The organism is Amorphoplanes friuliensis DSM 7358, from assembly GCF_000494755.1.
GTDB classification, from domain to species: domain Bacteria; phylum Actinomycetota; class Actinomycetes; order Mycobacteriales; family Micromonosporaceae; genus Actinoplanes; species Actinoplanes friuliensis.
On record NC_022657.1, the window covers coordinates 7,882,472 to 7,908,134 of the forward strand.

Genomic DNA, 25,663 nt, shown 5'->3' on the forward strand with positions numbered 1-25,663 from the left:
GCCACATTCGACCACTGCCGGGGCGCTAGCGTGGAGTCATGGCGCTCTTGATCCTCCGCACAGCACTGCCCTTGCGTGGCTGAACGCCGCACGGCGGCCTTGCTGGGCGGCGGCGCCGTTCTCGGAGGCGCCGTGGTCATGCTCGTGGCGCTGGTTGCCGCCCCCGGCCCCTGGCTGCAGGGATACGTCAGCGAGGCCGGAACGGCCGGGATGCAGTTCGCCGCGCCCTACCGTTACGGGCTGGTCGTGCTCGCGTGCGGTGTTGCCCTGATCGGCTTGGCCGTCCGGCCCTGGTCGGGCCTCCTCACTCTGCTTCTGAGTGGCTCCGCCGTTTTTGCGGCGACCTCCGGTGTGGTGCCGTGCAGCAATCAATGTCCCCTGCCGCCCTACGAGCCGACCACGGTCAACGATGTGGTGCACACCGCGGCGAGCATCGCCGGGCTGCTGATCCTGGCCGGCGCCATGGTGCTGGTCGCCTTCTCCTCGTCCTTCCGTCCTGCCACCCGGCGGCTGTCCGTCGTCGCCGCAGCCCTGCTGGTGCCGTTAGGCGCGGCGCTCGGATTGACCATGCTGCTGATCGGTCGCGGTCCACTCGGTGCCGTCCTGGAACGCATCGCTCTCCTCGTCGCAGTCAGCTGGCTCGTCGGGCTTTCGCTATTGACGTTATTACGTTCTTCCGTAAAAGTGAAGCCATGGATCCGACATCAGAGCCTCTCGAACACCGGGTCTCCGCGCTCGAGGAGCGGCTCCAGGAGCTGATCACCTCGATCACTCCGCCTTCTCCGGCGGCCCAGTCCAAGCCCGCCGCTCGCCCCGACATCTTCTGGGCCCTCGACGGCCTGCGCGACCGCGTCGACGGCTCCGGCGCCGTGCTCTACACCGGCACGGTCGACCTCCCCACCGGCGAGCACTTCGACTGGCAATACGGCGCGACGGTCGACGATCTCTTCGCCGACGACTGGTCCGAGTGGGCTGCCACGCTGAGCGCCCTCGGCCATCCCGTCCGACTCCTGCTGCTGCGGCGCGTCCTGGCCGGTGTCCGGACAGCGGCCGAGCTGAGCGCCGACGAAGCCCTCGGCACGACGGGCCAGCTCTATCACCACCTCCGTCAGCTGGTGAATGCCGGCTGGCTGCGCTCCGCCGCCCGCGGCCAGTACGCCGTGCCCGGCGATCGGGTGGTGCCCCTGCTCGTCGTCCTGTCGGGGGCGAAGGGATGAAACGACTCCCCCTCTACTGCGCAGCCGCCGGGCTCGTGGCGGCCGTGCTGGCCTGGCTCGTCGCGCCCGCTCCGCCTCGCCTCGACACCACCGGCCTGCCTGCCCAGCTCACGGACATCCTCGGCGACGACACCAAGGGCTACCGCGACCTCTCGGTGACCGTCATCGAGGGAGGAACGGCGACCACCGCCTCGACCGGAGAGTCTCTCTTCGAGATCGGCTCGGTCACCAAGGTGCTGACCGGCATGCTCTTCGCCGACCTGGTCGCCGAAGGCATGGTGCGCAAGGACCTGACCCTCGGCGAAGCCTTCCCGGCCGCCGACCTCAAGCGCACCACCGCTTCGATCACCCTGGAGGAGCTGGCCAGTCAGCGCTCCGGCCTCCCCCGCCTGGCACCCGGCCCGGAAACCTATCTCCAGGCCATGGTCTCCGGCCTGACCGGCAGCAACCCGTACGCCGGCGACGACGTGAAAACCCTCCTGTCAGCCGCAGAACGCGCCGAGCCGGGCGACCACCGCGGCAAGGTCTCGTACTCCAACTTCGGCATGGCGCTCCTGGGCCACGCATTGGCCGCCCACACCCAGAAGCCGTACGCCCAGCTGGTCACCGAGCGCATCCTGACCCCGCTCGGCCTGTCCGCCACCACCATCGATCCGGCGCCGGCCGACCGGTCCCCGGGTTCCAGAGCGACCGGCAGCCAGGTGGATCCGTGGTCCAGCACCGGTTACGCCCCCGCCGGGGTCGGCCCCCGCTCCACCGCCGCCGACCTCGGCAAGCTCGTCGCGGCCACCCTCGCGGGCACAGCGCCGGGCGCTGACGCTGCAACACCACGCTTCACCGATGGGGACGGCAGCCGCATCGGTTACGCCTGGTTCACCACCCGGTACGGCACCCAGGAGATCACCTGGCACAACGGCGCAACCGGAGGCTTCACCTCGTACGTCGCCTTCGACCCCGCGGCCGGCAAGGGTGTGGTCGTTCTCGGCAACACCGATCGACCGGTCGAGCGGATCGGCCTGCGCCTGCTGGGCGCCACACCACCCGAGGAGAGCAGAAGCGTCGTCCTGCCAGTGGTGACCGTCCTGCTGCTCACCTGGGCCGCCTCCGCGCTGCTGTATCTCGCGGCGTCCGCCCGCAGGACCGTTCCCGAGGCCGGCAAAGCGGCATGGTGGGAGTCGAAGCCCGACCGCCTCAGAGCCGTCGGCACCGTGCTGTCCACAGCAGCGCTTCTGGTCCTGCTGCACCGCATCGGGGCCTGGCTGGTGATTCCACCCGCCACCTGGGCCGTGGCCGCCGGCCTGGCCGTCGCAGGCCTGATCGCCGTCGCCGCGACCTGGCGCAATCTCCCTACCCACACCGGCGGCGCCGCCTGGATCCGCTGGGCCGGCCTGACCATCTCCGCGATGATCAGCACCGCCGTCATCGTCGCCGTGTCATGACTACCAACCGCACCGCTCGACGTCGACTCGCGCAAGACACGGCTCGATCACCGAACCCTTCCAGCCACGGCACCGCGGAGCCGTCCGACCCCAGCCGGACACAGCCTCACCCCGGCCTCGTCACCAAACCGACCGCCTCCCTCGAACGCACTGGCGACGGGGCCGGCCTCAACGGCCGGGCGCCCCGGGCCCAAGACGACCCGACCGGACACAACTCGACCCCGGCCAAAAGGCCGCCCGACCCGTGCCAGGCTCAGCCTCACGCCGGCCCCGTCACCGAACCGACCACCTCCCTCGAACGCATTAGCGACGAGGCCGGCCTCAACGGCCAGGCAGTCCAGGCCCAAGACGACCCGACCGGACACAACTCGACCCCGGCCAAAAGGCCACCCGACCCGGGCCGAGCTCAGCCTCACGCCGGCCCCGTCACCGAACCGACCGCCTCCCTCGAACGCACTGGCGACGAGGCCGGCCTCCACGTCCCCGCAACCCGGGCCAAAGACCGCCCAACCCCGGCCGGACACAGCCCGACCCGGGCCACGGATCGCCCGACCCGGGCCAAGAACCGCCCAGCCCCGGCCGGACACCGGCCGTCTTCCTTCGGTCGGAGGTGGGGTGTGAGGGGCCTGGGCCTGCGGCGCGACAGGAAAGGGTGGGCGTGCAATCGTCTCCGGATGACGGTGGTGAGCATCGACAACTGGCGGCGGCCGGGGCCGACCGCACGGCAGCGCCGTATCGACCTGGGCATCGGACTCGGAGTTGCGGTTCTGGCGGTGCTGAACGTCTTTTTCGCACGCAGCGTGGGCCTCTTTGCGACCGATTCCGCGCCGGCGGTGCCCGAGCAGATCTGCTGGACGCTTGCGGTGACTTTGCCGCTGATCTGGCGGCGGCAGCGGCCGGAGCTCGTTGCTGTGCTGGCCGCCGTCTTTTTCATCGGTGGGCAGGTGCGTGGCGCCCAGGAGCAGCAGCTCACCTCGGGCGCTGTCATCGCGGCGATCTACACGCTCGGCGCCTGGGGGCAGAAGAGGTTCCGGGCCCGAGTGCTCCGCGTTCTGATCATCGCAGCGATGTTTGTGTGGCTGGGGGTGGCGTGGTTCATGTCGCACGGCCAGGTTCCGGACGGGGGCCCGCCGGGTGCCTCCGGTGAGTTGCCGCCGCTGCTGGCCGCGGTGATGAACAGCATGATCATCAACGTGGCGGTCTTCGGCTTTGCGTATTTCCTCGGCGAGACGGTGTGGCAGTCGGCGCGGCGGCAGGATCAGCTCGAAGTGCAGGCGGCCGAGCTACGTGCGGCGCAAGCGCGGGTCGGTGAGCGTGCCGTTTTTGGTGAGCGGGTGCGGATCGCTCGCGAGTTGCACGACGTGGTCGCGCACCACGTCTCGGTGATGGGCATCCAGGCGTCGGCGTGCCGCCGGGTGCTGGACAAGGATCCAGAGCGGGCCCGGACGTCTCTGACCGCGGTCGAGGACGGTGCCCGGACGGCCGTAGACGAGTTACGCCGGATGCTGGGGGCCCTGCGGGAGGACGGCGGCAATACCGAGGAACAGTCCGCCGGCGCCGGTATCGACCACATCGAGGAGGTGGTCGGGCGGGCCCGGGAGGCGGGACTCACCGCGACGGTCCAGGTCTACGGCGAACCGGTGCCGGTCCGCGACTCGATATCGCAGGCGGCTTATCGCATCGTGCAGGAGGCGGTGACCAACACGTTGAAGCACGCCCGCGCGACCACCCTCGACGTGCGCATCCGGTACCTCGCCGGCGAACTGGAGGTCGACGTGGCCGACGACGGCCACGGCACCGTGATCAGGCAGGGCGGGGCCGCGCGAGGCGACGGCCTGGGTCTGGTCGGCATGCAGGAACGTGTCGCCGTTCACGACGGCACTTTGGAGAACGGCCCCCGAACCGGCGGCGGCTACCGCATCCGGGCCCGCTTCCCCATCACCCGCGACCCCGCGCGCACCCTCGCCGCCGCCGGAGAAGCCGCCGGAGAAGCCGCCGGAGAAGCCGCCGAAGAAGCCGGGAGGACGTGATGATTCGGGTTCTGATTGCTGACGATCACCGGATGGTGCGGACCGGGTTCCGGGTCATTCTGGAGATCGAGGACGACATCGAGGTGGTCGGTGAGGCTGCCGACGGCACCGAGGCCGTCCGGCTCGCCCGGCAGCTGCGGCCCGACGTCATCCTGATGGATGTCGAGATGCCGGGCATGGACGGGCTGGAAGCGACCCGGCAGGTCACCGCCGACGCCGACGGGCCTTCCGTCCTGATCCTCACCACCTTCGACCGCGACGACTACCTCTTCGCCGCGCTGCAGGCCGGCGCCAGTGGGTTCCTGCTGAAGAACGGCACCCCGGAAGCGCTGACCGAGGCCGTGCGGGTGCTGGCCGGCGGGGAGGCTCTGCTGGCGCCCGCGATCACGCGGCGGGTCATCGAGACGTTTGCCAATCCGGCGTTGCGGCAGGCCGGGACCACAACACGGCTCGGGGAGCTGACGCCTCGAGAGCACGAGGTGCTGGTGCTGATGGCGAGTGGGGCCACCAACGCCGAGATCGCCGGAAGTCTGCAGCTCGGGGAGACCACGGTGAAGACGCATGTGAGCCGCGTACTGATGAAGATCGGTGCTCGGGATCGGACGCAGGCGGTGGTGATCGCGTACGAGTTGGGGGTGGTGAAGCCGGGGTCCTCCTGAAGGAGGACACGAACGCTCATCCCTGAGCCTGACTCGCCGGAGGCGGATTTTGCCTAGCGTTGACCTATGACGAACGTGCTGCAAGTCGAGGCCGTCAGTCGCAGTTTCGGAGATCGGCAGGTGCTCAAGGACGTGTCGTTCACTGTGCGGGCCGGGCGGATGACCGGCTTTGTCGGTGCGAACGGTGCCGGGAAGACGACCACGATGCGGATCATGCTGGGCGTGCTCGCGGCGGATGCGGGTGAGGTGACCTGGCAGGGCACCAAGCTGACGCGGGAGCTGCGGCAACGGTTCGGCTACATGCCGGAGGAACGTGGGCTCTACCCGAAGATGACCATCGTCGACCAGATCGTCTATCTGGGACGGTTGCACGGCATGAGCGCCGACGCGGCCCGGCGCAGCACGACCGATCTGCTCGAACGCCTCAACCTCGGTGAGCGCGCCGGTGAGCAGGTCGAGAAGCTGTCGCTGGGAAACCAGCAGCGGGTGCAGATCGCCGCCGCGCTGGTGCACGACCCCGAGGTGCTGGTTCTCGACGAGCCGTTCTCGGGGCTCGATCCCCTCGCGGTCGACGTGGTCCTCGGCGTCCTGCGGGAGCGGGCCGCCGCCGGTGCACCGGTTCTCTTCTCCAGCCACCAGCTCGATGTTGTCGAACGGCTCTGCGACGACCTGGTGATCATCGCCGATGGCACGATCCGGGCGAACGGCAGCCGCCAGGAGCTGCGGTCCAGTTACGCCCTCCCCCGGTTTGCGCTCGAGGTGGACACCGACGCCGGCTGGCTGCGGGACGAGGCCGGCGTGACGTTGATCGACCTCGACGGGCCGCGTGCCGTTTTTGACCTCGCACCGGGGACCGACGACCAGGACATTCTGCGGGCGGCGCTGGCCCGCGGGCCGGTCCGTTCCTTCGGCGCGGTCACGCCGTCACTCGCCGAGATCTTCCGAGAGGTGAACCAGTGACCACCTTCGCCGCCGCCAAGCTTGTTGCGGCCCGGGAGCTCCGGGTCCGTCTCAAGGACAAGACGTTCATCTTCAGCACGCTGTTCTTCATCCTCATCGCGGTGGGCAGCACGGTGCTGCCGTCGCTGCTCGACGGCGGGCCGGCCAAGGTCGCGGTCACCGACCGTACGGTCGCAGCGGCCCTGCAGAACGCGGACCTCAACGTTCGCGTAGTCACCAGTGACGCCGAAGCCGAAAAGCTTGTCCGCGACGGTGACGTCGAAGCAGCCGTGGTCGCCGGGCCAAAGGTCCTCGCCCTTGAAGAGACACCGTCCGAGGTCGTCAACGCGTTGAGCAGCTCCCCGCCGGTGCAGTTGCTCGACCCCGACGCCGTGGATCCGTTCCTCAAGTTCGTGGTCCCGTTCGCGCTGGCGTTCCTCTTCTTCATGACGTCGTTCACGTTCGGCCTGCAGATCGCGATGAGCGTCACCGAGGAGAAGCAGACGCGCATCGTCGAGATCCTCGTCGCCAGCGTGCCCGTCCGTGCCCTGCTCGCCGGGAAGGTCGCGGCGATGACACTGCTGGCGTTCGGGCAGATCGCGCTGATCTCGGTGGTCGCCCTGGCCGGGATGAGGATCGCCGGTGTGGGTACCGATGTGATCGGTCTGGTCGGACCTGTGATCGGCTGGTTCCTGCCGTTCTTCCTCATCGGTTTTGTCATGCTGGCGACGCTGTGGGCGGGGGTCGGCGCCCTCGCCGCCCGCCAGGAAGACATCAACGGTGCGTCGGCGCCGCTGCAGATGGCCGTGATGGGCCCGTTCTTCGCGGTGCTGTTCCTGCAGGACAACGTGATCGCGATGAAGATCCTGTCCTACATCCCGTTCTCGGCACCGATCGCGATGCCCGTGCGCCTGTTCAACGGCGATGCGGCCGGCTGGGAGCCGTTCGTGGCGCTGGCTGTGCTGATCGTGGCGACGGTGCTGTTCCTCGGCGTAGGCGCCCGGGTCTACGAGGGGTCGCTGCTGCGCACCAACGGGCGTACCTCGTTCGCCACGGCCTGGCGCAGCCGGTCGGCGGTGAGCTGAGATCGGAAGATCAGGCGACCCGGCGGACGATCGCCAGCAGGGACCGCTCGACGTCCTCGATCGGGCGGTCCGGCTGGAACACGAGCCAGTCCACGGCCACGACCAGGCCCACACCGAAGAGCGCCGACGACGCCACCCGCACGTCGAGGTCCGCGGGCAGGTCACCGGAGTCGACACCGGCCTGGACGGTCTCGGCGATGACCTCGATCGCTTGCTCGCGCAGCAGCACCAGCGTCTGCTGCCACTCCCGGTTGGTCCGCCACATCTCCGAGAGCAGCAGCTGCGCGAAGGCCCGGTAGCGCCGGATGTACTCCAGCTGGGCCCGGACCAGCGCCGCCACCGCGTCCCGGGGCGGCAGCCCGTCGACCGCCGCGCGGAACTCGGTGGTCAGCAAACCGATGCCGTGCCGGAGCAGCTCCTCGAAAAGCGCGGTCTTCGAGGCGAAGTTGTAGTAGACGGTCCCCTTGGCGACCTTGGCCCGCAGCGCGATGTCGTCCACCGTGGTCGCGGAGAAGCCCTGCTCCGCGATCAGCTCGACCGCCGCCTCGTACAGGCGTTGCCGGGTGTCCTCGCGCCTACGGGTCCTGCCGTCCACGGTTGTCAGATCACCAGCTCCGGATGCAGGTCGGACGGGGTCAGGCGACGCTTGCCGCGGGCGACCGCCACGGTCAGGGCCAGCGCACCGAGACCGTATCCCAGCAGCGCCAGCATGCCCGTGACCACCGTACCGGCCGGGCCGCCGTCGATGGCGTGGCGGAGGACGTCCACGACGTACGTCATGGGGAGCAGGGGGTGGATCACCTGGAAGAAGCCGGGCGTGGTCTGCACCGGGTAGGTGCCGCCGGACGAGGTGAGCTGCAGCATCAGCAGCGCCAGCGCGACGATCCGGCCGGCGGGTCCGAGCGCCGCCCCGAGCAGTTGCATGATCGCAGCGAACGCCGTCGCGGTCAGCATCAGCAGGCCCAGTGTCACCACCGGGTTGACCGGGCCCAGCCCGAGCCCGAACACCACGACCACAAAGAGCAGCGTCGCTTGGGCCAGTCCAATCGCCACCGCCGGCAGCAGACCCGCAAGCGTCACCCGGTACGCCGGAGCACCCGAAACGACGTACCGGCGGTTCAGCGGCCGCAGCACCATGAACGTGATCATGGCGCCGACCCAGAGTGCGAGGGCCAGGAAGTACGGGGCAAAACCGACGCCGTACGTGGCGGCCGGGTGTCGTACCGTCCGGTCCAGCGCGACCGGGTCGCTGAGCAGGTCGGCCCGGGCCTGCGGATCGTCGCCGTAACCGGGGATCTGCTTCGCGCCGTCCGACAACCCGGACGACAGCTTCGCGGCGCCGCTCTGCAGGTCACCGAGGCCGTCGGCGAGTTGCTGCCCACCGGTGGTGAGCCGGTCGAGCCCGTTGTCGAGGCTGCGCGCCCCCGACGCCAGCTGGTAGATCCCGCCCCGCAGGTCGGTCGCGCCGGCCACCGCATCGGCGGCACCGCTGTTGAGCTGCTTCGCACCCGTGGCGAGATCACCAAGACCGGCGGCCAGGTCGTCGACGTTCCTGCGCGCGGCGGCAACGTCGTCGGCCAGGTGCGGCGCGGCCCGGGCGACCTTGTGCGCGGTCGCGGCGACCTCGTGCAGCTGGTCGCTCAGCGCGTCGAGGTCGGCGGCACGGATCGTCGACTGCACCCGCTTGGCCGCGGTGACCAGCTCTTTTGCGGCGGCGCGGGCCTGGTCGATGCCCTCGGTCTCATCGGGCAGACCGTTCAGGTAGGCCTGCAGATCCTCCGCCTGCTCGACCGCGTCGTCGGCGGCTGAACTGAGCCTGCCGACGTTCCGGGCGAGCAGGTCGGCGCCGTCCGCGACCTGGTTCGCCGCGTCCTCGATGAGCTCGGCGTTGTCGCGGAGCACGGGCCCGATCCGGTCGGCTGCGGCGTCGACGGTGGTGGCCAGTTGTTTGCCGCCGGCTGCGGCCTGCTGCGTACCGGTGGCGAGCTGGGCCGCACCCGACTGCAGGGTGGCGAGACCGCTGGCCAGGTCGTCGGCACCCTGCGCTGCGGTGCCGAGGCCGCCGGACAGTTTCCCGGCGCCCCGGTCGGCGTCGGTCAAGCCGTCCTCGAGCTCACCGGCACCTTGGTTGGCGTCCGTCAGACCGTTGTCGATCTTGGTGGCGCCGTCGGCGGCCTCCTGGGTCTGACTCTTGAGGTCGGTGAAGCCGATCAGCATCTTGTCGAAGTAGCCGGCCTGCGCCGTCTGCGCGGCCGCCGCCTGGACTTCCTGGAACGCCGTCCGCGAGAAGACTCCGGACAGGTAGTTGGTGGCGTCGTCGTTGATCACGACCAGCTGCGCGGACTTCGGGGTGGCGTTTGCGTCCGGGCCGGTCGTCAGGTCGGTGGAGAAGTCCTTCGGGATGCGCAGGGACAGCTGGTAGCTGCCGTCGGCCAGCCCGGCCTCGGCGCCGCGCTCGTCGGTGACGTGCCAGTCGAAGACCTCGCGCTTGATCAGCTCATCGGCCAGATCGTGACCCGCGTCGACTTTTGTCCCGTCACTGGCCGTGGCCGCGACGTCCTCGACGACCAGCGCGGCCGGGATGTGGTTGAGCCGGCCGTACGGATCCCAGAACGCGTAGAGGTAGAGCGCGCCGTAGAGCAGCGGGATCACCGCGAGCACCACCAGCGCGGCCACGGGAAGGCGGCCGCGCAGGAAGCGGCGCAGCTCGAACCCGGCCAACCGGAAACTCGACAACCCGGTCATGACTTCTCCCCACCCACCACGTCATCAACGTCACTCTTCGTGCCGGCAGGATCGGCGACGACCTCCGGGCCGTCGTTGTGGTCCGGCTCGTCGGCGACGTCCTGATCACTGTCGACGTCGGGAGCGGTCTCAGGCTCGGCGCCGCCGAGGCTCACCACCGTCGTCACCCGCTCGGCGTCGATCTCACGAGCCGTCACCACCACTGCGACACCGTCCGCAGCAAGCCCGGCAATCAGCTCCCAGAGCAGCTCCGACTCCCGCCGGTCGAGGCCCTCATCCACGCCGTCCAGCGCCACGACCTGCGGTTTCTCCAGCGTGGCCAGCACCAGCCCGAGCACCTGACGCTCGTACGGGCTCAGTTGGAAGCCCTTGCGCGCGGGGTCGAGTCCCAGCAGCGGCACCTCGGACGCCTCACGCGGTGAGCGACCGAGCAGCAGCAGGCGTTCGCGGACGTGCTCGCGGACAGTCAGCACAGGTTCAGGAGCTGTCACCTCGGGCACGTAGCCCAGCGCGGCCGAACCGGTGACTCGGCCCGCCGACAGCTTGAAACGCCGTGACAGCGCGAGGAGCACGGTCGTCCGGCCGCTTCCCGGTGGGCCGACCACCGCGACGATCTCGCCCGGATCGACAGAGAGGTCGAGGTCACGGAAGAGCCAGCGGCGACGGTGGCGCACGCCCGCTCCGGCGGCGGTCAGGACCGGCATCACAGCACCTACTTTTCGAACTGACTGGTCAGTACAAAAACTTACTCCTGACGATCGTCGATGGCCATGCACGTGGTGGACCTCACGTCGATGACAGGGCAGGATCGGGAGATGTCGACACGCTGGGGCATGACCGTTCCGCTGGGCGGGGTACCGCTGACCGATCACGCCGCCGTCTTCGCGACGCTGGCGGACGCCGGTTTCACCGACCTCTGGTCCTCCGAGGTCAACGGCACGGACGCCTTCACACCGCTGGCCCTGGCCGCGGCCTGGCAGCCCCGCGTCCGTCTCGGCTCGGCGATCACCCCGGTCTTCACCCGCGGCCCTGGCCTGCTCGCGATGACCGCCGCCGCTCTCGCCGAGGCCGCCCCCGGCCGCTTCCAGCTCGGCATCGGCGCCTCGTCGCCGGTGGTCGTCGGCGACTGGAACGCCGCCGACTTCACCAAGCCGTACGCCCGCAGCCGCGACATGCTGCGTTTCCTCCGCGCCGCCCTGGCCGGCGAAGTGGTCGACGAGGAGTACGAGACGTTCCGCGTGCGCCGCTTCCGTCTCGAACGCCCACCGGCCACACCCCCGGGGCTCCTGCTCGCGGCCCTGCGACCGGGCATGCTCCGGCTCGCCTCGGCCGAGGCCGACGGTGTGATCCTCAACTGGCTGGCCGCGACGGACGTGTCCCGCTGCCTGTCCGAGGCAAAATCCGACCGCTGGAACTTCGAAGTGGTCGCCCGCATCTTCGTCTGCCCGACCGAGGACGCCGACTACGCGCGCACGGTCGGCCGGCGCATGATCGCGGCGTACCTGACCGTCCCCGCGTACGCGGAATTCCACCGCTGGCTGGGCCGCGAGGCCGAGCTCGGTCCGATGTGGAAGGCCTGGGCGGCCGGCGACCGTAAGGGCGCCCTGGCGGCGATCCCGGACGAGGTGGTCGACGAGCTGATCGTGCACGGCTCGCCCGAGCAGTGTCGCGACCACGTGGCCCGCTACGCCGAGGCCGGCGTCAAGGTCCCGGTCATGGCCCTGGTCCCGCTCCCCGACCAGGCAAACCTCACCCCAGCAGAGCTGACGGACCTGCTGACCAGGCTCGGCCCCCGCTAGAACAGGACAGTGGCAAAACTGCCGTTGGGGACGAAGCCGCAGCGCGCGTACACCCGGCGAGCTGCCGTGTTGTAGTCGTTCACATAGAGGCTCACCGTCGGTGCGACCCGGTGCAGCGCGTCACGGACCACCGCGGCCATCGCGCCCGCCGCCAGACCGCGCCCGCGGAACTCCGGATCGACCCAGACACCCTGCACCTGGGTCGTCCGGCCGGTGACGATCGCCAGCTCAGCCTTGAAGACGACCCGGTCGCCGACGAACCGCGCGTACGCACGTTTGGCCCGCACCAGGTCGGCGATCCGGCGCTTGTAACCGCGGCCGCCGTCGTCCAGCAGCGGGGAGACGCCGACCTCTTCGGTGTACATGGAGACCGCCGCCGGGAAGAGCTGGTCGACCTCGGCCGGCTTGACCAACCGCACTTCCGGGTCGGGAGCGATCGGCGCCTCGCGGTCGGCGACCAGCAGCGGCTGGTTCGGCCGCACGTCGCGCGCCGGACCCCAGTGCCCGCCGAGCCTGTCCCACAGGTCGAGGACGGCATCGGCGCGACCGATGATCGACGAGCAGATGCGCGGCTCGGACCCGAGCAGATCCGCATAGGCGGCCACGGCGGCGGGTGTCGCGCACACGGGCACCAGATGCGCCCCTGACCAGCACAGCGACTCGACGCGACGACCGGGACCGTACCCGTAGATCCGGCCGTCGGACCGCCACCAGTTCAGCCCATGGGCCGCCACACGCTCGGCGATCTGAGCGCCGGCGTACGGGTCTTGGTCGAGGATCCGCTCGACCGTCGCCCGCTCGGACTCGCCGAGCTGGCGGATGGGCACCGTCAACACAGCTATCAGATTGCCAGATGGTGGCCCGCCCGCACCCCACCCGCCCCCTCGAAGAAAAGAATCCCTTGCGCTCGACATGTTGCCGATATATCGTCTAACTATCGACAACAGATCGGAGAAGGTCATGCGTTACGGACACATGCCTCACATGCACGAGGGTCGCCGCCGCGGGTTCGGATTCCCGCCCGGCTTCCCCTTCGGACAGGGCACCCCCGGCGGTTTCGGCGGCGGCTTCGGCCCCGGCGGCCCGGGCGGTCACGGCCACCGCCGCGGAGGTCGCGGCAGCCGCCCCAACGTCCGCCCCGCCCTGCTGGCGCTGCTCCTCGAGCGGCCCATGCACGGCTACGAAATGATCCAGGAGCTGGAAAGCCGCACCGGCGGCATCTGGCGCCCGAGCCCCGGATCGGTCTACCCGACCCTGCAGCTCCTCGAGGACGAAGGCCTCATCGTCGCCGAGGCCACCGGCGGCCGGAAGCGTTTCACGCTCACCGACGCCGGCCGCGAGGAAGCAGCCGCTGCGTCGGAAAACCCGCCGTGGGCGCAGTTCAGCAACGACACCATGTCCCAGGTCCAGGACTTCCGCGACGCGGCGGTCGGCATCATGGACGCCCTGCGCCAGGTCGGCTTCAACGGCACCCCGGAGCAGCGCCAGAAGGCCCTCGAGGTCCTCAACGAAACCAAGCGCAAGCTCTACGCCATCCTCGCCGACGGCGAGTAGGCCCGACCCAGCATCCGCCCAGCCATGGCGGTCATCAGGCTCCTCTTCCAGTACGGCGCGAGGTCACTACAACCGCAACACCGTCGCCCACCCGCACACCAGAACCGGGAAGCCGACACCCCACCCCCGCCCCGGCCCCAACCGGCACCACGCCGCAAAGGCCGGGGCGGGCGCCGTGGATCCTGCCCATGGTTGTTTGATCGGCGGCCGAGCGATCACGGGGTCAACCCCAACGCCACCGAACCTGCCTCACGCAGCCACGGCCTGAGCCCAGCCACCAATCGCGAGTCTGACCGGCTGCGTCTCCGTGCTTAGCTACAGCGCCCACTGCCGCGAGCGCACTTGTCACCCAGCGCCAGGCGGCACCGCAGCGGCCCAGCGGGTAGCCGCTTGGTGCCACACCGTCGAGGCTGTGCTGTGGCGGCTCGTCGCTGTTCGGCGAGCGAACCGCACTGCGAAACGGCCACACATCAGCCCAACGCAGCCACAATCCCGAACCACAGGCCCAACTTCGTTGAAGTTGGGCCCTCACCAGCCGCCGCGCAGCGAGCCTCGCGCAGCCGCCACCCCCAGCTCTGAAGCACAGCCATGCAATCAGGCCGGCCCCGCTGCAACCGGACACGACAGGCCCACTTCGTTGAAGTTGGGCCTTCACCAGCCACCCGCAGCGATCCCCGCGAAGCCGCCACCCCAGCCCTGAAGCGCTGCGATGCAATCAGCCCAGCCCCGCTGCAACCCGACGCGACTGGCCCAACTTCGTTGAAGTTGGGCCTTCATCACCACCGCACACAGCGATCGCGCGAAGCTGCCAACCCAGCCCCAAAGCGAGCCATGCAATCAGCCCAGCCCCGCCACAACCCGACACCACTGGCCCAACTTCGTTGAAGTTGGGCCTTCACCAGCGACCGCGCAGCGAGCCTCGACGGCAGTCGCACAAAGCCTGAGACCGTGGTGGCCCGGCAGCCGGGTCGCCCAACGCAGCCACAACGTGCCCCCACTCACAGCGCGCCACGCGGCCTGAGACGGAACCACAAATGCTGCGGCGCTTCAGGTTGGCAACCCACCGGGCGCGGCCAGGCAGGTCAGCCCGGCGGCTTCTCCCCGGCCGGGACCGGTGACTGGCTGACCGGCGACGGCGGCGGTTGTCGTTGTTGCGGTTGAGGACAACCGACGCCGTACCGGGAAAGGATCAGTGGACGGTGACGGTCGGGCCAGGGAGGAGTTCGCGGAGTTCTTCGGGGAGTTCGGCGCCCATGGAGTCGGCGAGGCGGAGGGCTTCTTCGACCAGGGTTTCGACGATGATCGACTCGGGGACGGTCTTGATGACCTGGCCCTTGACGAAGATCTGGCCTTTGCCGTTGCCGGAGGCGACGCCGAGGTCGGCTTCGCGGGCCTCGCCCGGGCCGTTCACGACGCAGCCCATGACGGCGACGCGGAGCGGGACCGGGAAGCCTTCGAGGGCGGCGGTGACCTGCTCGGCGAGGGTGTAGACGTCGACCTGGGCGCGGCCGCAGGACGGGCACGACACGATTTCGAGGCCGCGTTCGCGGAGGCCGAGGGATTCGAGGATGCCCTGGCCGACCTTGATCTCTTCGACCGGCGGGGCGGAGAGGGAGACGCGGATGGTGTCGCCGATGCCTTCGGCGAGGAGGGCGCCGAACGCGACCGCGCTCTTGATCGTGCCCTGGAATGCGGGGCCGGCTTCGGTGACGCCGAGGTGGAGCGGGTAGTCGCACTGTTCGGCGAGCTGGCGGTACGCGCGGATCATCACGACCGGGTCGTTGTGCTTGACCGAGATCTTGATGTCGCGGAAGCCGTGCTCCTCGAACAGCGAGCATTCCCAGAGGGCCGACTCGACGAGGGCTTCGGCTGTGGCCTTGCCGTATTTTGCCAGCAGGCGCTTGTCGAGGGAGCCGGCGTTGACGCCGATGCGGATCGGCACGTTGGCCGCGGACGCAGCCGCCGCGATCTCTTTGACCTTGTCGTCGAACTGGCGGATGTTGCCGGGGTTGACCCGGACGGCCGCGCAGCCGGCGTCGATGGCCGCGAAGACGTACTTCGGCTGGAAGTGGATGTCCGCGATGACGGGGATCTGGGACTTCCGGGCGATCGCGGGGAGCGCTTCGACGTCGTCCTGGGACGGGACCGCGACGCGGACGATCTGGCAGCCGGAGGCGGTGAGCTCGGCGATCTGCTGGAGGGTCGCGTTGACGTCGGAGGTCAGGGTCGTGGTCATCGACTGCACGCTGACGGGCGCGCCGCCGCCGACCGGCACGTTGCCGACCATGATCTGGCGGCTCAGCCGGCGGGTGGCCAGCGGAGGGGGCGGGACAGCCGGCATTCCGAGGCTGATGGCGGTCATGTGCGCACTCTCACTTCGAGAAGATCGTGATCGGGTTGATCACATCGGCTGTGGCGGTCAGCAGGGTGAACGCGCCACCGATGAGGATGACTACGTAGGTCAACGGCATCAGCTTGAAATAGTCCACGCGGCCCGGGTCGGGGCGGTGCAGCTTGGCGTAGAGCCAGGAGCGCACGCGTTCGTACCAGGCGATGGCGATGTGGCCGCCGTCGAGGGGCAGCAGCGGGAGCAGGTTGAAGATGCCGATGAAGACGTTCAGGGAGATGAAGATCAGCAGGAAGATCTCGGGGACGCCGCGTTCGATGGCCTCGCCGCCGAGGCGGCTGGCGCCGATGACGCTGATCGGAGTGTTCGGGTCGCGTTCGTCGCCGGTGATGGAGTTCCAGAGGGCGGGGATCTTCTCCGGGATGCGCTTCATCGCCACGAACGAGCCCTCGACCAGGCTCCAGTCGTACCGCAGGCTGGCGCCGATGCCGTCGATCGGGCCGTAGGTGACCGTGCTCGGCATGTTGATGTTCTGCCCGATGCCCACGACCGAGACCTTGGTGACGGGCCCGTCCGGGTTGTCCAGCGGCGGGCGCTGCGCCTCGATCAGGTTGACGGTGGCGGTGCCGGCCTGGCCGTCGCGGAGATATTCGAACGTGGTCGGGCCGGCCTTGGCCGTCCGGATGACGTCGGTGAGCTGGCCGTAGCTGCGGATCGGGGTGTCGCCGACCTTGGTGATCACGTCACCGGTCTTGAGACCCGCGGCCGCCGAGGGCGCCGCCACGTCGGTGCCGGTGCCGGCCTTGCACTCCTGCTGGGGAGACAGCACGACCTGAACGCAGTCGGCGACGCTGATCTGGGCCGGCAGGGCGACCTGCTGCTGGATGGTCTGCGGCACGTCGGGGTTGGGCAGGCCGACGAAGACCGCAGCGCACCAGGCGGCGACAACCGCGAGGGCGAAGTGGGTGAGCGAACCGGCCGACATGACGATCGTGCGCTTCCACACCGGGTAGCGCCACATCGCCCGCGGCTGGTCCTCCTCGAGGACGTCGTCGTCCTGCGGCGTCATGCCGACGATCTTGCAGAAGCCGCCGAGCGGGATGGCCTTGAGGCCGTACTCCGTCTCGCCGCGGTGGAACGAGAAGATCGTCGGGCCGAAGCCGACGAAGTACTGGGTCACCTTCATGCCGAACCGCTTGGCCGTGATCATGTGGCCCAGCTCGTGGAGGCTGACCGAGATCAAAATTGCCAGCGCGAAGGCCGCCGTCCCCAACCAGTACAGCATCAGGCTCCTTCAGCCGCTGTCGCGATCATCCGCTGCGCCTGGGCGCGCGCCCAGTCCTCCGCGGTAAGCACCTCGTCGACGGTACCCGGTTCGTCGAAATCGGGGGCCGCCGCGAGCACCGCCTCGAGGGTGTCGACGATGCCCAGAAAAGGTAGCCGACCGGACACGAACGCGGCCACACACTCCTCGTTCGCGGCGTTGAAGATTGCCGGCCGGCAGTGTCCTGCCTCACCCGCCGCCTTGGCCAGCCGGACGGCGGGGAACGCCTCGTGGTCGAGCGGCCGTAGTTCCCAGTTGTGCGCAAGCGTCCAGTCGACCGCGGCGGCAGCGTCCGGCACCCGGTCGGGCCAGGCGAGCGCCAGGGCGATCGGCAGCCGCATGTCGGGCGGGCTGGCCTGCGCCAACGTCGATCCGTCGGCGAATTCGACCAGCGAGTGCAGCACCGATTGCGGGTGGACCATGACCTCGATGGTGTCGTAGGGCACGTCGAACAACTCGTGCGCCTCGATGACCTCGAGCCCCTTGTTCACCATCGTGGCGGAGTTGATCGTGACGACCGGGCCCATGTCCCACGTCGGGTGCTTCAACGCCTCTTCCGGAGTGACGTCAGAAAGCTCACTACGCCGCCTGTCGCGGAAGGCTCCCCCACTGGCGGTCAGGATGAGCCGGCGTACCTCGGCGGCGGATCCGCCGCGCAGGCACTGGGCGAGAGCGGAGTGCTCCGAGTCGACGGGCACGATCTGCCCCGGCCGCGTCACCGCGGCCTTGACCAGCGGGCCGCCGGCCACGAGCGACTCCTTGTTGGCGAGCGCGAGGGTACGCCCGGAGCGCAGCGCCGCCAGCGTGGGCGCGAGCCCCAGACTGCCCACCACACCGTTGAGCACCACGTCGCAGGGCCACTGGGCGAGCTCGGTCATCGCCTCCGGCCCGGCGACGATCTTCGGCAGTTTGAAGTCACCGGTGGCCCAGCCCTTTTTCTGCGCCTCGGCGTAAAAGGCGAGCTGCAGGTCCTGGACGACGCTGGACCGGGCGACCCCGACCACGTCGACGGCGAGTTCGAGGGCCTGAGCCGCGAGCAGTTCGACGTTCCCGCCGCCGGCGCCGAGCGCGACGACCCGGAACTTGTCGGGGTTACGGCGGACGATGTCGATGGCCTGGGTGCCGATGGAACCGGTCGACCCGAGCAGCACTAGCTCACGCATGCAGTCATCTTCCTCTGCCGGGTCACGGCGTCGGCGGGCGTACCCCGGCCGGACTCTCCGGTGCCGCGTGCGATGCGACCGCTCCCCTGTCACGGAGGAGCGTCCGGAGCTGGACGAACTCCTCCTCGGTCAGGCCGCCGGTCGGCACGCAGATGAACTGCCGCTTGCTGATCCGCAGGACGATCTGCCCCGGCAGCACGGTGAAGTCGGTGACCGCCGCCCAGCTCATGCCCGTCTGCGCCACGTCGGTGCTCACACCCAGACCGTCGGGGGCGAAGCGGAACCGCGTCGGCCGTGCTGACATGTCGACGCTGGCCCGGACCGACCGCCAGACGACCAGCTCGCTCAGCCCGGCACCGAGGAACAGACCGAGCAGCCCGTAGAAGACGAGGTAGAACAGGTTCCCGTTCGTGATGATCATGGTGTAGACGCCGCACAACACGACAAAGGCGCCGAGCACACGGACGATCAGCAGGCGCGTCCGCAGGATGTGCCTGATGGCAGCGGTCAGAAGGCGCTTGTCGGGTTGCGCCTGGAAGGTCAGCGTCAAATCGGCTCCCATGATCGTGCGAGATCGTAGCGGTCCGCTGGGTATAGGTGGGGGCATGGGAACCCGGGTGGCGGCCGTACGCCGAAAACTGGCCGCGCCGTTCAAGCCGTTACGCGGGCGCGACCTGGCGTTGCACGCCGCGGCGGTGACCTTCTACGCCGGGATCGCCGTGGTGCCGGTGGCGTTGCTCGCCATCTGGATCACCGGTCTGATCGCGGGCCCGGACCGGGTCCGGCGGCTCACCGGGCAGACCATCGCCACCCTGCCGGACGCCATCGGCGCCCCCCAGGCACTGTCCGCGCTCATCGATGCCGGGCTCCACCTGACCCCGATGCTCGCTCTCGCCAGCCTGCTTCCCGCCACCCTGTACGGGGAGGGTCTGCGCCGCGCGTTCGTGTCGTTACGGGACCCGGGCGAGTCGATGGTCGGCTGGCGCGGCCGCATCCTCTGGCTCCCGCTGCTCGCCGCCGCCCCCGCACTGCTGCTGGCGCTGTTCCTGGCCCTGCCGGTCACGAGCAGCCTCTGGACGCGCGGCGGCTGGTACGCGTTCGCCGGTGTGGTCCTGTCGTTCCTCGCCGCCTGGCTGGTCCTGACACCCGTGGTCATCTGGGTCTACCGCGGCGTCGCCCCGGGCCGCCCCGAGTGGCTCGCGACGGTGCTGGTCGGCTCGTTCACCGCCGCGAACCTCTCGGGCTTCCTGCACGGCTTTGTGCTCTTCTGCTCGCTGCCGCTGGACCTGGGCGTACCGTTCGGCGGTTTCACCGAGATCGGGGGTGTGGTCGCGGTCGGGCTCTGGCTCTACCTCTTCCACGTCATCCTGCTGGTCGGTTTTGCCGCGACGCAGAGTGCCAGCACCTACCAGCGGGCTAGACGGCTGCGGTCTCTCGAGGACGATCCGCAGGTGCCGGCTCCGTCTCGTGAATCCCGTAGCGAGCGTAGAAACGACCCAGCGGACCCGGTGCCCACCAGTTCCAGCGGCCCAGCAGCCGCATAGTTGCCGGGACCAGCAGGGCTCGGACCAGCGTCGCGTCCACGATGATGGCCACGATCATGCCGACACCGATGGTCTTGATGACCGTCACACCACCGGTCGCGAAGCCCGCCACCACGGTGATCAGCAGCAGAGCCGCGGCCGTGATGATGCCGCCGGTGTGCTGCAGCCCGGCCGCCACCGAGGCCGTGTTGTCACCGGTGCGGTCCCACTCCTCGCGCACCCGGGACAGCAGGAACACCTCGTAGTCGGTGGCCAGGCCGAAGAGGACGGCGAGCACCAGGATCATGTTGCTGGGCTCGATGAAACCGGTCGACTCGAAGCGCAGCAGGCCCTCGAGGTGCCCGTCCTGGAAGATCCAGACGACCACGCCGAAGGACGCGCCGATCGACACCAGGTTCATCAGGACGGCCTTGATCGGCAGCAGCACCGAGCCGAAGGCCAGGAAGAGCAGCAGCATCGTGGCCACCGCCATGATCAGCGCCATCCAGGGCAGCCGGTCGGCCAGACTCTCCAGCAGGTCCAGGTCGATGGCGGGGCGGCCGCCGACCAGCACCTCGGCCCCGGCGGGCGGTGGTAACTCGCGGATCGCCGAGACGATGTCGCGGGACTCGGCCGCCGGCAACGTGCTGGGGTAGGTGACCGTGATCAGCGACGAGCCGCCCTGCTCGGCGGTCACGGCGGCGCCCTTCACGTCGGGGAGGGCCGCGATCCGGTCGGCGAACGCGTCCGCCGGGCCTCCGCTCACCAGCACGTTGATCGGGTTCTCGCCGCCACCGGGGAAGTCCGCGTTCAGGCGCTCGCCGACGATGCGCGCGGACGTGTCGGCGGGCAGCACCCGCTCGTCGAAGCCGCCGAACTCCACCCGGAGGAACGGCGCGGCGAAGGCGGTCAGCACGACGAGCACGCCTACGACGTACAGGATCGGGCGGCGCATGACGCTGTGGGCGATCCGCGCCCAGCCGGCGCCGGGATGTCTGCGCTGCGGCAGCGGGATGCGCAGCTTGTCGATCCGGTGCCCGAGCAGGGAGAGGGCGGCGGGCAGCACGGTCAGGGCGGCGATCATCGCGACCAGCACGGCCGCCATGCCACCGATGGCCATGCCGCCGAGGAACGGCTGCGGGAAGATCAACAGACTCGAGAGCGCCAGGACGATGGTCAACCCCGAGACCATCACCGTACGGCCGGCAGTCGCGACCGTGGTCCGGATGGCCGCCGGAACGTCCTTGCCGTTCGCCAGTTCTTCGCGGAAGCGGCTCACCACGAAGAGCGAGTAGTCGACCGCCATGCCCAGGCCGAGCAGCGTGATCACGTTGATGGCGAAGACCGAGATGTCGGTGACGTAGGTCAGCGCCCGCACCGCCACGAAGGCGCCGAGGATGGCGATGCCCCCGATGACCAGCGGCGACAGCGCGGCGATGAGCCCGCGGAAGATCAGCACGAGGAGCACGAACAGCACCGGCAGCGAGAAGATCTCCGCCCGGGTGATGTCCTCCTCGGTCTGGGTGTTGGCCTGGTCGTTGAAGGCGACGAGCCCGCCGACCTGCGTGGTCAGCCCCGGCGCGGCGAAGTCCGGCTCGATCCGGTGGTACGCGGCCGTCTTCTGGTCGACGTCCTCCGTCTCGAGGTAGACAGCCGCGTAGGTCGAGCGCTGGTCGTTGCTGACGAACGACTTCTGGGTGGTGTAATCGACCACCTGGGCGACGTCGGGGCTGGCACGCAGTTTGGTGACCACGCCGGTGACTGCCTCGCGCACGGAGGCGTCGGTGACGGGCACGCCGGCGCTGGTCCACAAAATGATCAGGTCGGGATCACGCTGCCCGAGCTGCTCGGCGATGGCCGCGGCGGCCCGGTTGGACTCGCTGTCGGGATCGTCGTAGCCCCCGCCCGACAACGACCCGAAGACCCCCGCGCCCCAGGTCGCCCCGGCCACGACCACCGCCAGACCGGCAGCGACGACCCACCAGCGCAGCCGGACGACCGCTCTGCCCCACCAGCCGAACATCTGTCTGCCTCCCGCGCCGACGGTTAGAGTCGCCCTAGATCTTGGTAGCGTTGTGAACGCTGTTCACTCTCGCAAACACCGTTCGCCGACGTCAACGGAGCTGACTATGACGACCACCACGCCCAGCCGGCGTGAGCGGCTGCGCGCGGAGACCGTCACCGAGATCAAGGACGCCGCCCGGCGCCTGCTCGTCGCCGGCGGCCCCACCGCCATCTCCCTGCGGGCCATCGCCCGCGACGTCGGCCTGACCGCCCCAGCGCTGTACCGCTACTTCGACAGCCTCGACGCCCTCGTCCTGGCCATCGTCACCGACCTTTTCGAAGACCTGCGTACCGCCATCGCCGCCACGGCCGACCACCACGCCGACGAGGAACCGCTGACCCGGGTCGCCCACATGGCGCGGGAGTTCCGGCGCTGGTCCCTCGACCACCCCGCCGAGTTCGCGCTGATGTTCGGCAGCCCGGTCCCCGGCGTCACGCAGTTCGCCGAACGCTGCGGCCCGGTCAACGACGCCGGCGCCCGGTTCGGCGAGACCTTCTTCACTGTGCTGGGAGAACACCTCGAGCGCCACCGGTACGACGCAGCTGTCCTCGATCTGCCCGAGGTCGCCCAGCAGGAACTGTTCAAGCCGTACCTCGACACGTTCGGTGACCGGTTCCCGCTGCCCGTGATCTACCTCTTCGTCGCCGCCTGGACCCGTCTGTACGGAATCGTGGCGATGGAGGTGTTCGGCCATCTCAGGTGGGCCATGACGGACGTGGAGCCACTTTTCGAAGTCGAATTGGCCCGGACCATCGGCCAATTGGCGCGCTAGGCTCGGCGGCCATGAGTGCTCTGCCTGATCGCGCCGACGTGGTGATCATCGGGTCCGGCCACAACGGCCTGGTCTCCGCCGTGCTCCTGGCCCGCGCCGGCCTCGACGTCGTGGTCCTCGAGGCCGCCGACGTCATCGGCGGCGCCACCCGCACCGAGCACCCGTTCCCCGCGGTGCCCGGCCTCGGCCAGTCGACCGGCTCGTACCTGCTCGGACTCATGCCGCCGGAGCTCCTGCGCACCCTCGACGTCGACATCCCGGTCCTGCGCCGCGACCCGCACTACTTCCTGCCCACACCGGGCGGCCCCGGATCGCCGTACCTGCTCTTCGGCACGGACCGTGAGGCAACCCGCGCGCAGATGGAACGCTTCTTCTCCCCGCGCGACGTCGCCGCGGACGAGGCGATGCAGGTCGAGATCGCCGCGCTCCGGTCCGACCTCGCCCCGGCGTGGCTGCAGGAGCCCGGCTCGGTCGAGGAGATCGCCGACCGCCACATCCGCCCGCAACTGCAGAGCACGTTCATCGATCTCGTACGCGGCTCGGTCGCCGACTACCTCACCCGTTTCGGATTCAAGAGCGAACTGCTCATGAGCATGTACGCCGTGACCGACGGCCTCTCCGGCTTGAACGCGGGCCCCGACGACCCCGGTACGGGCCACAACTTCCTGGTCCACAACATGTGCCGCCTCCCCGGCTCCGACGGCACCTGGATGATCGCCGCCGGCGGCATGGGCACGGTCTCCCGCACATTCGCCGACGCCGCCCGCGCGGCCGGCGCCTCGATCTTCACCACTTCCCCGGTGTCCGCCGTGACGGTCTCAGGCGGCGCTGCCACCGGTGTTGTCCTCGCCGACGGCCGCTCCGTCTCGGCCCAGGTCGTGCTCGGCGCGTGCGACCCCTACCAGCTGATGAGCCTCCTGCCCTCGGGCGCACTGCCGTCCTCACTGACCACACGCATGGAAGCCGTACGCCGGCCCGGCACCACCCTGAAGGTCAACCTCGCGCTGCGCGGCCTGCCCCGATTTGCTTGCCTGCCGGCCGACGCACCGTCGCCGTTCGGGTCGACGATCCACCTGCTGCCGGGCTCAGCGGGCCTGGCCGGCCTGGCCGAAACGGACTCCCCGATGGCGGCCCTGCGCGCAATGTGGGCCGACGTCCAGGCGGGCCGCCTCCCCGCCGAGCCGACCATCGAGTGGTACCTCCACACCACCGTCGACCCGTCCCTCCAAGACGCCGCCGGCCACCACTCGTCGGCGCTGTTCGTGCAGTCCGTGCCTTATGCGCTGGCCGACTCGTCCTGGGATGCGGAGCTGCCGGGTTATGTGGCACGCCTGCTCGACATCGTCGACCGGTACGCCCCGGGCACCTCGGACCTGGTGGCGGACACGATGCCGCTGACGCCGGCCGGCATCGAAAAGCACTTCGGCATCACGGGTGGCCACATCCACCACGTCGACAACACGGTGTCGTTCAACGAGCGCATGCCGTACGCGACCGGGCTCGACGGCCTGTACGCCGGCTCAGCGGGCGCCCACCCCGCCGGCAGCGTGATCGGCGCCGCCGGCCACAACGCGGCCCGCCGCATCCTCAAAGACCTGGGTCGCTAGCCCCGCCCATCCGGGAAGCCAGCCGCCGCCGCAGCCATGCCCCAACTTCCGTGAAGTCGGGCCCACGCCGCCCTGAGGTACACGGGAAGTCGGGCCTACGAGACCCCTCGCACGGCAGCCGACGCCGCTGAAGGCCCAACTTCATTGAAGTTGGGCCTCCGAGACACCCGAACCCCACCAACTTCATGGAAGTTGGCCCTTCAACCTCCGCGGAAGCCCCAACTTCACCGAAGCTGGCCCTTCAAGACCGCGGGTAAGCCCGACTTCAATGAAGTTGGGCCTTCGAGGCTCGTCGCCGGGGAACGCCGATCCCACGGAAGTTGGCCCTGCGAGGCCGCCGCGGATAGGACCAACTTCATCCAGGTTGGCCCTTCGAGGCACCTGAAAAGACCCTCGTCCACGGAAGCTGGCGCCCTCGCGGTCCAACACTGGGTAGGGCCCAACTTCATTGAAATTGGGCCTTCAGGACTCCCGAACCGACCAACCTCATGGAAGTCGGCCCTTCAACCTCCGCGAAATCCCCAACTTCACCAAAGTTGGGCCCTTACGACCGTAGGAAGGCCCGACATCAAGGAAGTCGGCCTCTTACGACCGCAGGTAGACCCGACATCAAGGAAGTCGGCCCCTCACGACCGCAGGAAGGCCCAACTTCAAGGAAGTCGGCCCCTCACAACCGCAGGAAGGCCCAACTTCAAGGAAGTCGGCCCCTCACAACCGCAGGAAGGCCCAACTTCAAGGAAGTCGGCCCCTCACAACCGCAGGAAGGCCCAACTTCAAGGAAGTCGGCCCCTCACAACCGCAGGAAGGCCCAACTTCAAGGAAGTCGGCCCCTCACAACCGCAGGAAGGCCCAACTTCAAGGAAGTCGGCCCCTCACAACCGCAGGAAGGCCCAACTTCAAGGAAGTCGGCCCCTCACAACCGCAGGAAGGCCCAACTTCAAGGAAGTCGGCCCCTCACAACCGCAGGAAGGCCCAACTTCAAGGAAGTCGGCCCCTCACAACCGCAGGAAGGCCCAACTTCAAGGAAGTCGGCCCCTCACAACCGCAGGAAGGCCCAACTTCAAGGAAGTCGGCCCCTCACAACCGCAGGAAGGCCCAACTTCAAGGAAGTCGGCCCCTCACAACCGCAGGAAGGCCCAACTTCAAGGAAGTCGGCCCCTCACGACCGCAGGAAGGCCCAACTTCAAGGAAGTCGGCCCCTCACGACCGCAGGAAGGCCCAACTTCAAGGAAGTCGGGGCCTTCAAGCTCAACCTCGCGGACGCCAGGCCCAGGGCCCTCACGACAACCCAACCTCTGAAGGCCCGGCCGGCGATCCGCGCGCGCGGCCAACCTCACCAAATCCAGCCCTGCAGCCCGGGAAGGGCTCTGAAGTGGCAGAGGCACCCCCTGGCGC

General features: G+C 69.3%; 20 protein-coding genes and 1 pseudogene. 12 read left to right on the forward strand and 9 right to left on the reverse strand.

What is annotated here, in order from left to right; translation table 11 throughout:
* Positions 1-75: 75 nt before the first annotated feature.
* The 7 genes from AFR_RS36255 (at position 76) to AFR_RS36285 (ending at position 7,369) form a co-directional block, all read left to right on the forward strand.
* The gene (locus tag AFR_RS36255) at positions 76-759 is read left to right on the forward strand and encodes a DUF998 domain-containing protein (protein WP_052359548.1); all 684 of its coding nucleotides are present in this window, start codon (positions 76-78) and stop codon (positions 757-759) included.
* Positions 693-1,217, forward strand: a complete 525-nt coding sequence (locus tag AFR_RS36260) for a helix-turn-helix domain-containing protein (protein WP_023561808.1) — start codon at positions 693-695, stop codon at positions 1,215-1,217. The genes AFR_RS36255 and AFR_RS36260 overlap by 67 nt, the downstream gene beginning before the upstream one ends.
* On the forward strand, positions 1,214-2,656 hold the full coding sequence (locus tag AFR_RS36265; protein ID WP_084298250.1) for a serine hydrolase domain-containing protein: 1,443 nt from the start codon (positions 1,214-1,216) through the stop codon (positions 2,654-2,656). The genes AFR_RS36260 and AFR_RS36265 overlap by 4 nt, the downstream gene beginning before the upstream one ends.
* A 674-nt stretch (positions 2,657-3,330) precedes the next feature.
* Positions 3,331-4,686: a sensor histidine kinase gene (locus AFR_RS36270; protein WP_023561810.1), complete on the forward strand. Its 1,356-nt coding sequence runs from the start codon at positions 3,331-3,333 to the stop codon at positions 4,684-4,686.
* Positions 4,686-5,345, forward strand: a complete 660-nt coding sequence (locus tag AFR_RS36275) for a response regulator (protein ID WP_041841403.1) — start codon at positions 4,686-4,688, stop codon at positions 5,343-5,345. Before AFR_RS36270 ends, AFR_RS36275 begins: the two co-directional genes overlap by 1 nt.
* Positions 5,346-5,411: 66 nt before the next feature.
* On the forward strand, positions 5,412-6,305 hold the full coding sequence (locus AFR_RS36280; RefSeq protein ID WP_023561812.1) for an ABC transporter ATP-binding protein: 894 nt from the start codon (positions 5,412-5,414) through the stop codon (positions 6,303-6,305).
* Positions 6,302-7,369, forward strand: a complete 1,068-nt coding sequence (locus AFR_RS36285; RefSeq protein ID WP_023561813.1) for an ABC transporter permease — start codon at positions 6,302-6,304, stop codon at positions 7,367-7,369. The genes AFR_RS36280 and AFR_RS36285 overlap by 4 nt, the downstream gene beginning before the upstream one ends.
* Before the next feature lie 10 nt (positions 7,370-7,379).
* Here AFR_RS36285 and AFR_RS36290 read toward each other — a convergent pair whose 3' ends face one another.
* The 3 genes from AFR_RS36290 to AFR_RS36300 are packed head-to-tail and all read right to left on the reverse strand — an operon-like array spanning position 7,380 to position 10,818.
* Complete coding sequence (locus tag AFR_RS36290; RefSeq protein WP_023561814.1) at positions 7,380-7,964, reverse strand: TetR/AcrR family transcriptional regulator; 585 nt, start codon at positions 7,962-7,964, stop codon at positions 7,380-7,382.
* A gap of 5 nt (positions 7,965-7,969) precedes the next feature.
* Complete coding sequence (locus AFR_RS36295; protein ID WP_023561815.1) at positions 7,970-10,114, reverse strand: YhgE/Pip domain-containing protein; 2,145 nt, start codon at positions 10,112-10,114, stop codon at positions 7,970-7,972.
* The gene (locus tag AFR_RS36300) at positions 10,111-10,818 is read right to left on the reverse strand and encodes an ABC transporter ATP-binding protein (protein ID WP_023561816.1); all 708 of its coding nucleotides are present in this window, start codon (positions 10,816-10,818) and stop codon (positions 10,111-10,113) included. The genes AFR_RS36295 and AFR_RS36300 overlap by 4 nt, the downstream gene beginning before the upstream one ends.
* A 111-nt stretch (positions 10,819-10,929) precedes the next feature.
* Between AFR_RS36300 and AFR_RS36305 the strand changes: the two genes are divergently transcribed.
* Positions 10,930-11,913: an LLM class F420-dependent oxidoreductase gene (locus AFR_RS36305; protein ID WP_238547182.1), complete on the forward strand. Its 984-nt coding sequence runs from the start codon at positions 10,930-10,932 to the stop codon at positions 11,911-11,913.
* Here the strand turns inward: AFR_RS36305 and AFR_RS36310 are convergent.
* Positions 11,910-12,749 (reverse strand): GNAT family N-acetyltransferase, encoded by an 840-nt coding sequence (locus tag AFR_RS36310; protein ID WP_023561818.1) that lies wholly within the window; start codon positions 12,747-12,749, stop codon positions 11,910-11,912. The genes AFR_RS36305 and AFR_RS36310 overlap by 4 nt on opposite strands.
* Before the next feature lie 124 nt (positions 12,750-12,873).
* Between AFR_RS36310 and AFR_RS36315 the strand changes: the two genes are divergently transcribed.
* Positions 12,874-13,467 carry a PadR family transcriptional regulator gene (locus AFR_RS36315; RefSeq protein ID WP_041841404.1) on the forward strand — a complete coding sequence of 198 codons (594 nt, stop codon included), beginning with the start codon at positions 12,874-12,876 and terminating at the stop codon, positions 13,465-13,467.
* A gap of 1,189 nt (positions 13,468-14,656) precedes the next feature.
* Here the strand turns inward: AFR_RS36315 and ispG are convergent.
* From ispG to AFR_RS36335, 4 genes are read right to left on the reverse strand one after another with little or no spacing between them, the layout of a single operon-like run.
* A complete protein-coding gene (gene ispG, locus AFR_RS36320) occupies positions 14,657-15,829 on the reverse strand; it encodes a flavodoxin-dependent (E)-4-hydroxy-3-methylbut-2-enyl-diphosphate synthase (RefSeq protein WP_023561820.1) in 1,173 nt (390 codons plus the stop codon).
* A 10-nt stretch (positions 15,830-15,839) separates the two neighbouring features.
* A complete protein-coding gene (locus AFR_RS36325; protein WP_023561821.1) occupies positions 15,840-17,099 on the reverse strand; it encodes a M50 family metallopeptidase in 1,260 nt (419 codons plus the stop codon).
* Complete coding sequence (gene dxr / locus AFR_RS36330) at positions 17,099-18,301, reverse strand: 1-deoxy-D-xylulose-5-phosphate reductoisomerase (protein ID WP_084298251.1); 1,203 nt, start codon at positions 18,299-18,301, stop codon at positions 17,099-17,101. Before dxr ends, AFR_RS36325 begins: the two co-directional genes overlap by 1 nt.
* A 22-nt stretch (positions 18,302-18,323) precedes the next feature.
* Positions 18,324-18,863, reverse strand: a complete 540-nt coding sequence (locus tag AFR_RS36335) for a YcxB family protein (RefSeq protein WP_023561823.1) — start codon at positions 18,861-18,863, stop codon at positions 18,324-18,326.
* 43 nt (positions 18,864-18,906) lie between these two features.
* On the opposite strand from AFR_RS36335, the gene AFR_RS48195 reads away from it, so the two are divergent.
* Positions 18,907-19,845, forward strand: coding sequence for a YhjD/YihY/BrkB family envelope integrity protein (locus tag AFR_RS48195; protein ID WP_084298252.1), 939 nt, complete (start codon positions 18,907-18,909; stop codon positions 19,843-19,845).
* 22 nt (positions 19,846-19,867) lie between these two features.
* Here AFR_RS48195 and AFR_RS36340 read toward each other — a convergent pair.
* Positions 19,868-21,847 (reverse strand): annotated as a pseudogene (locus AFR_RS36340) (MMPL family transporter); the annotation flags it as partial.
* Positions 21,848-21,953: 106 nt separating this feature from the next.
* Between AFR_RS36340 and AFR_RS36345 the strand changes: the two are divergent.
* Entirely contained in the window at positions 21,954-22,661 is a 708-nt protein-coding gene (locus AFR_RS36345; protein WP_023561826.1) for a TetR/AcrR family transcriptional regulator, read from the forward strand.
* 11 nt (positions 22,662-22,672) lie between these two features.
* Positions 22,673-24,268, forward strand: a complete 1,596-nt coding sequence (locus AFR_RS36350; protein ID WP_023561827.1) for a phytoene desaturase family protein — start codon at positions 22,673-22,675, stop codon at positions 24,266-24,268.
* Positions 24,269-25,663: the final 1,395 nt, after the last annotated feature.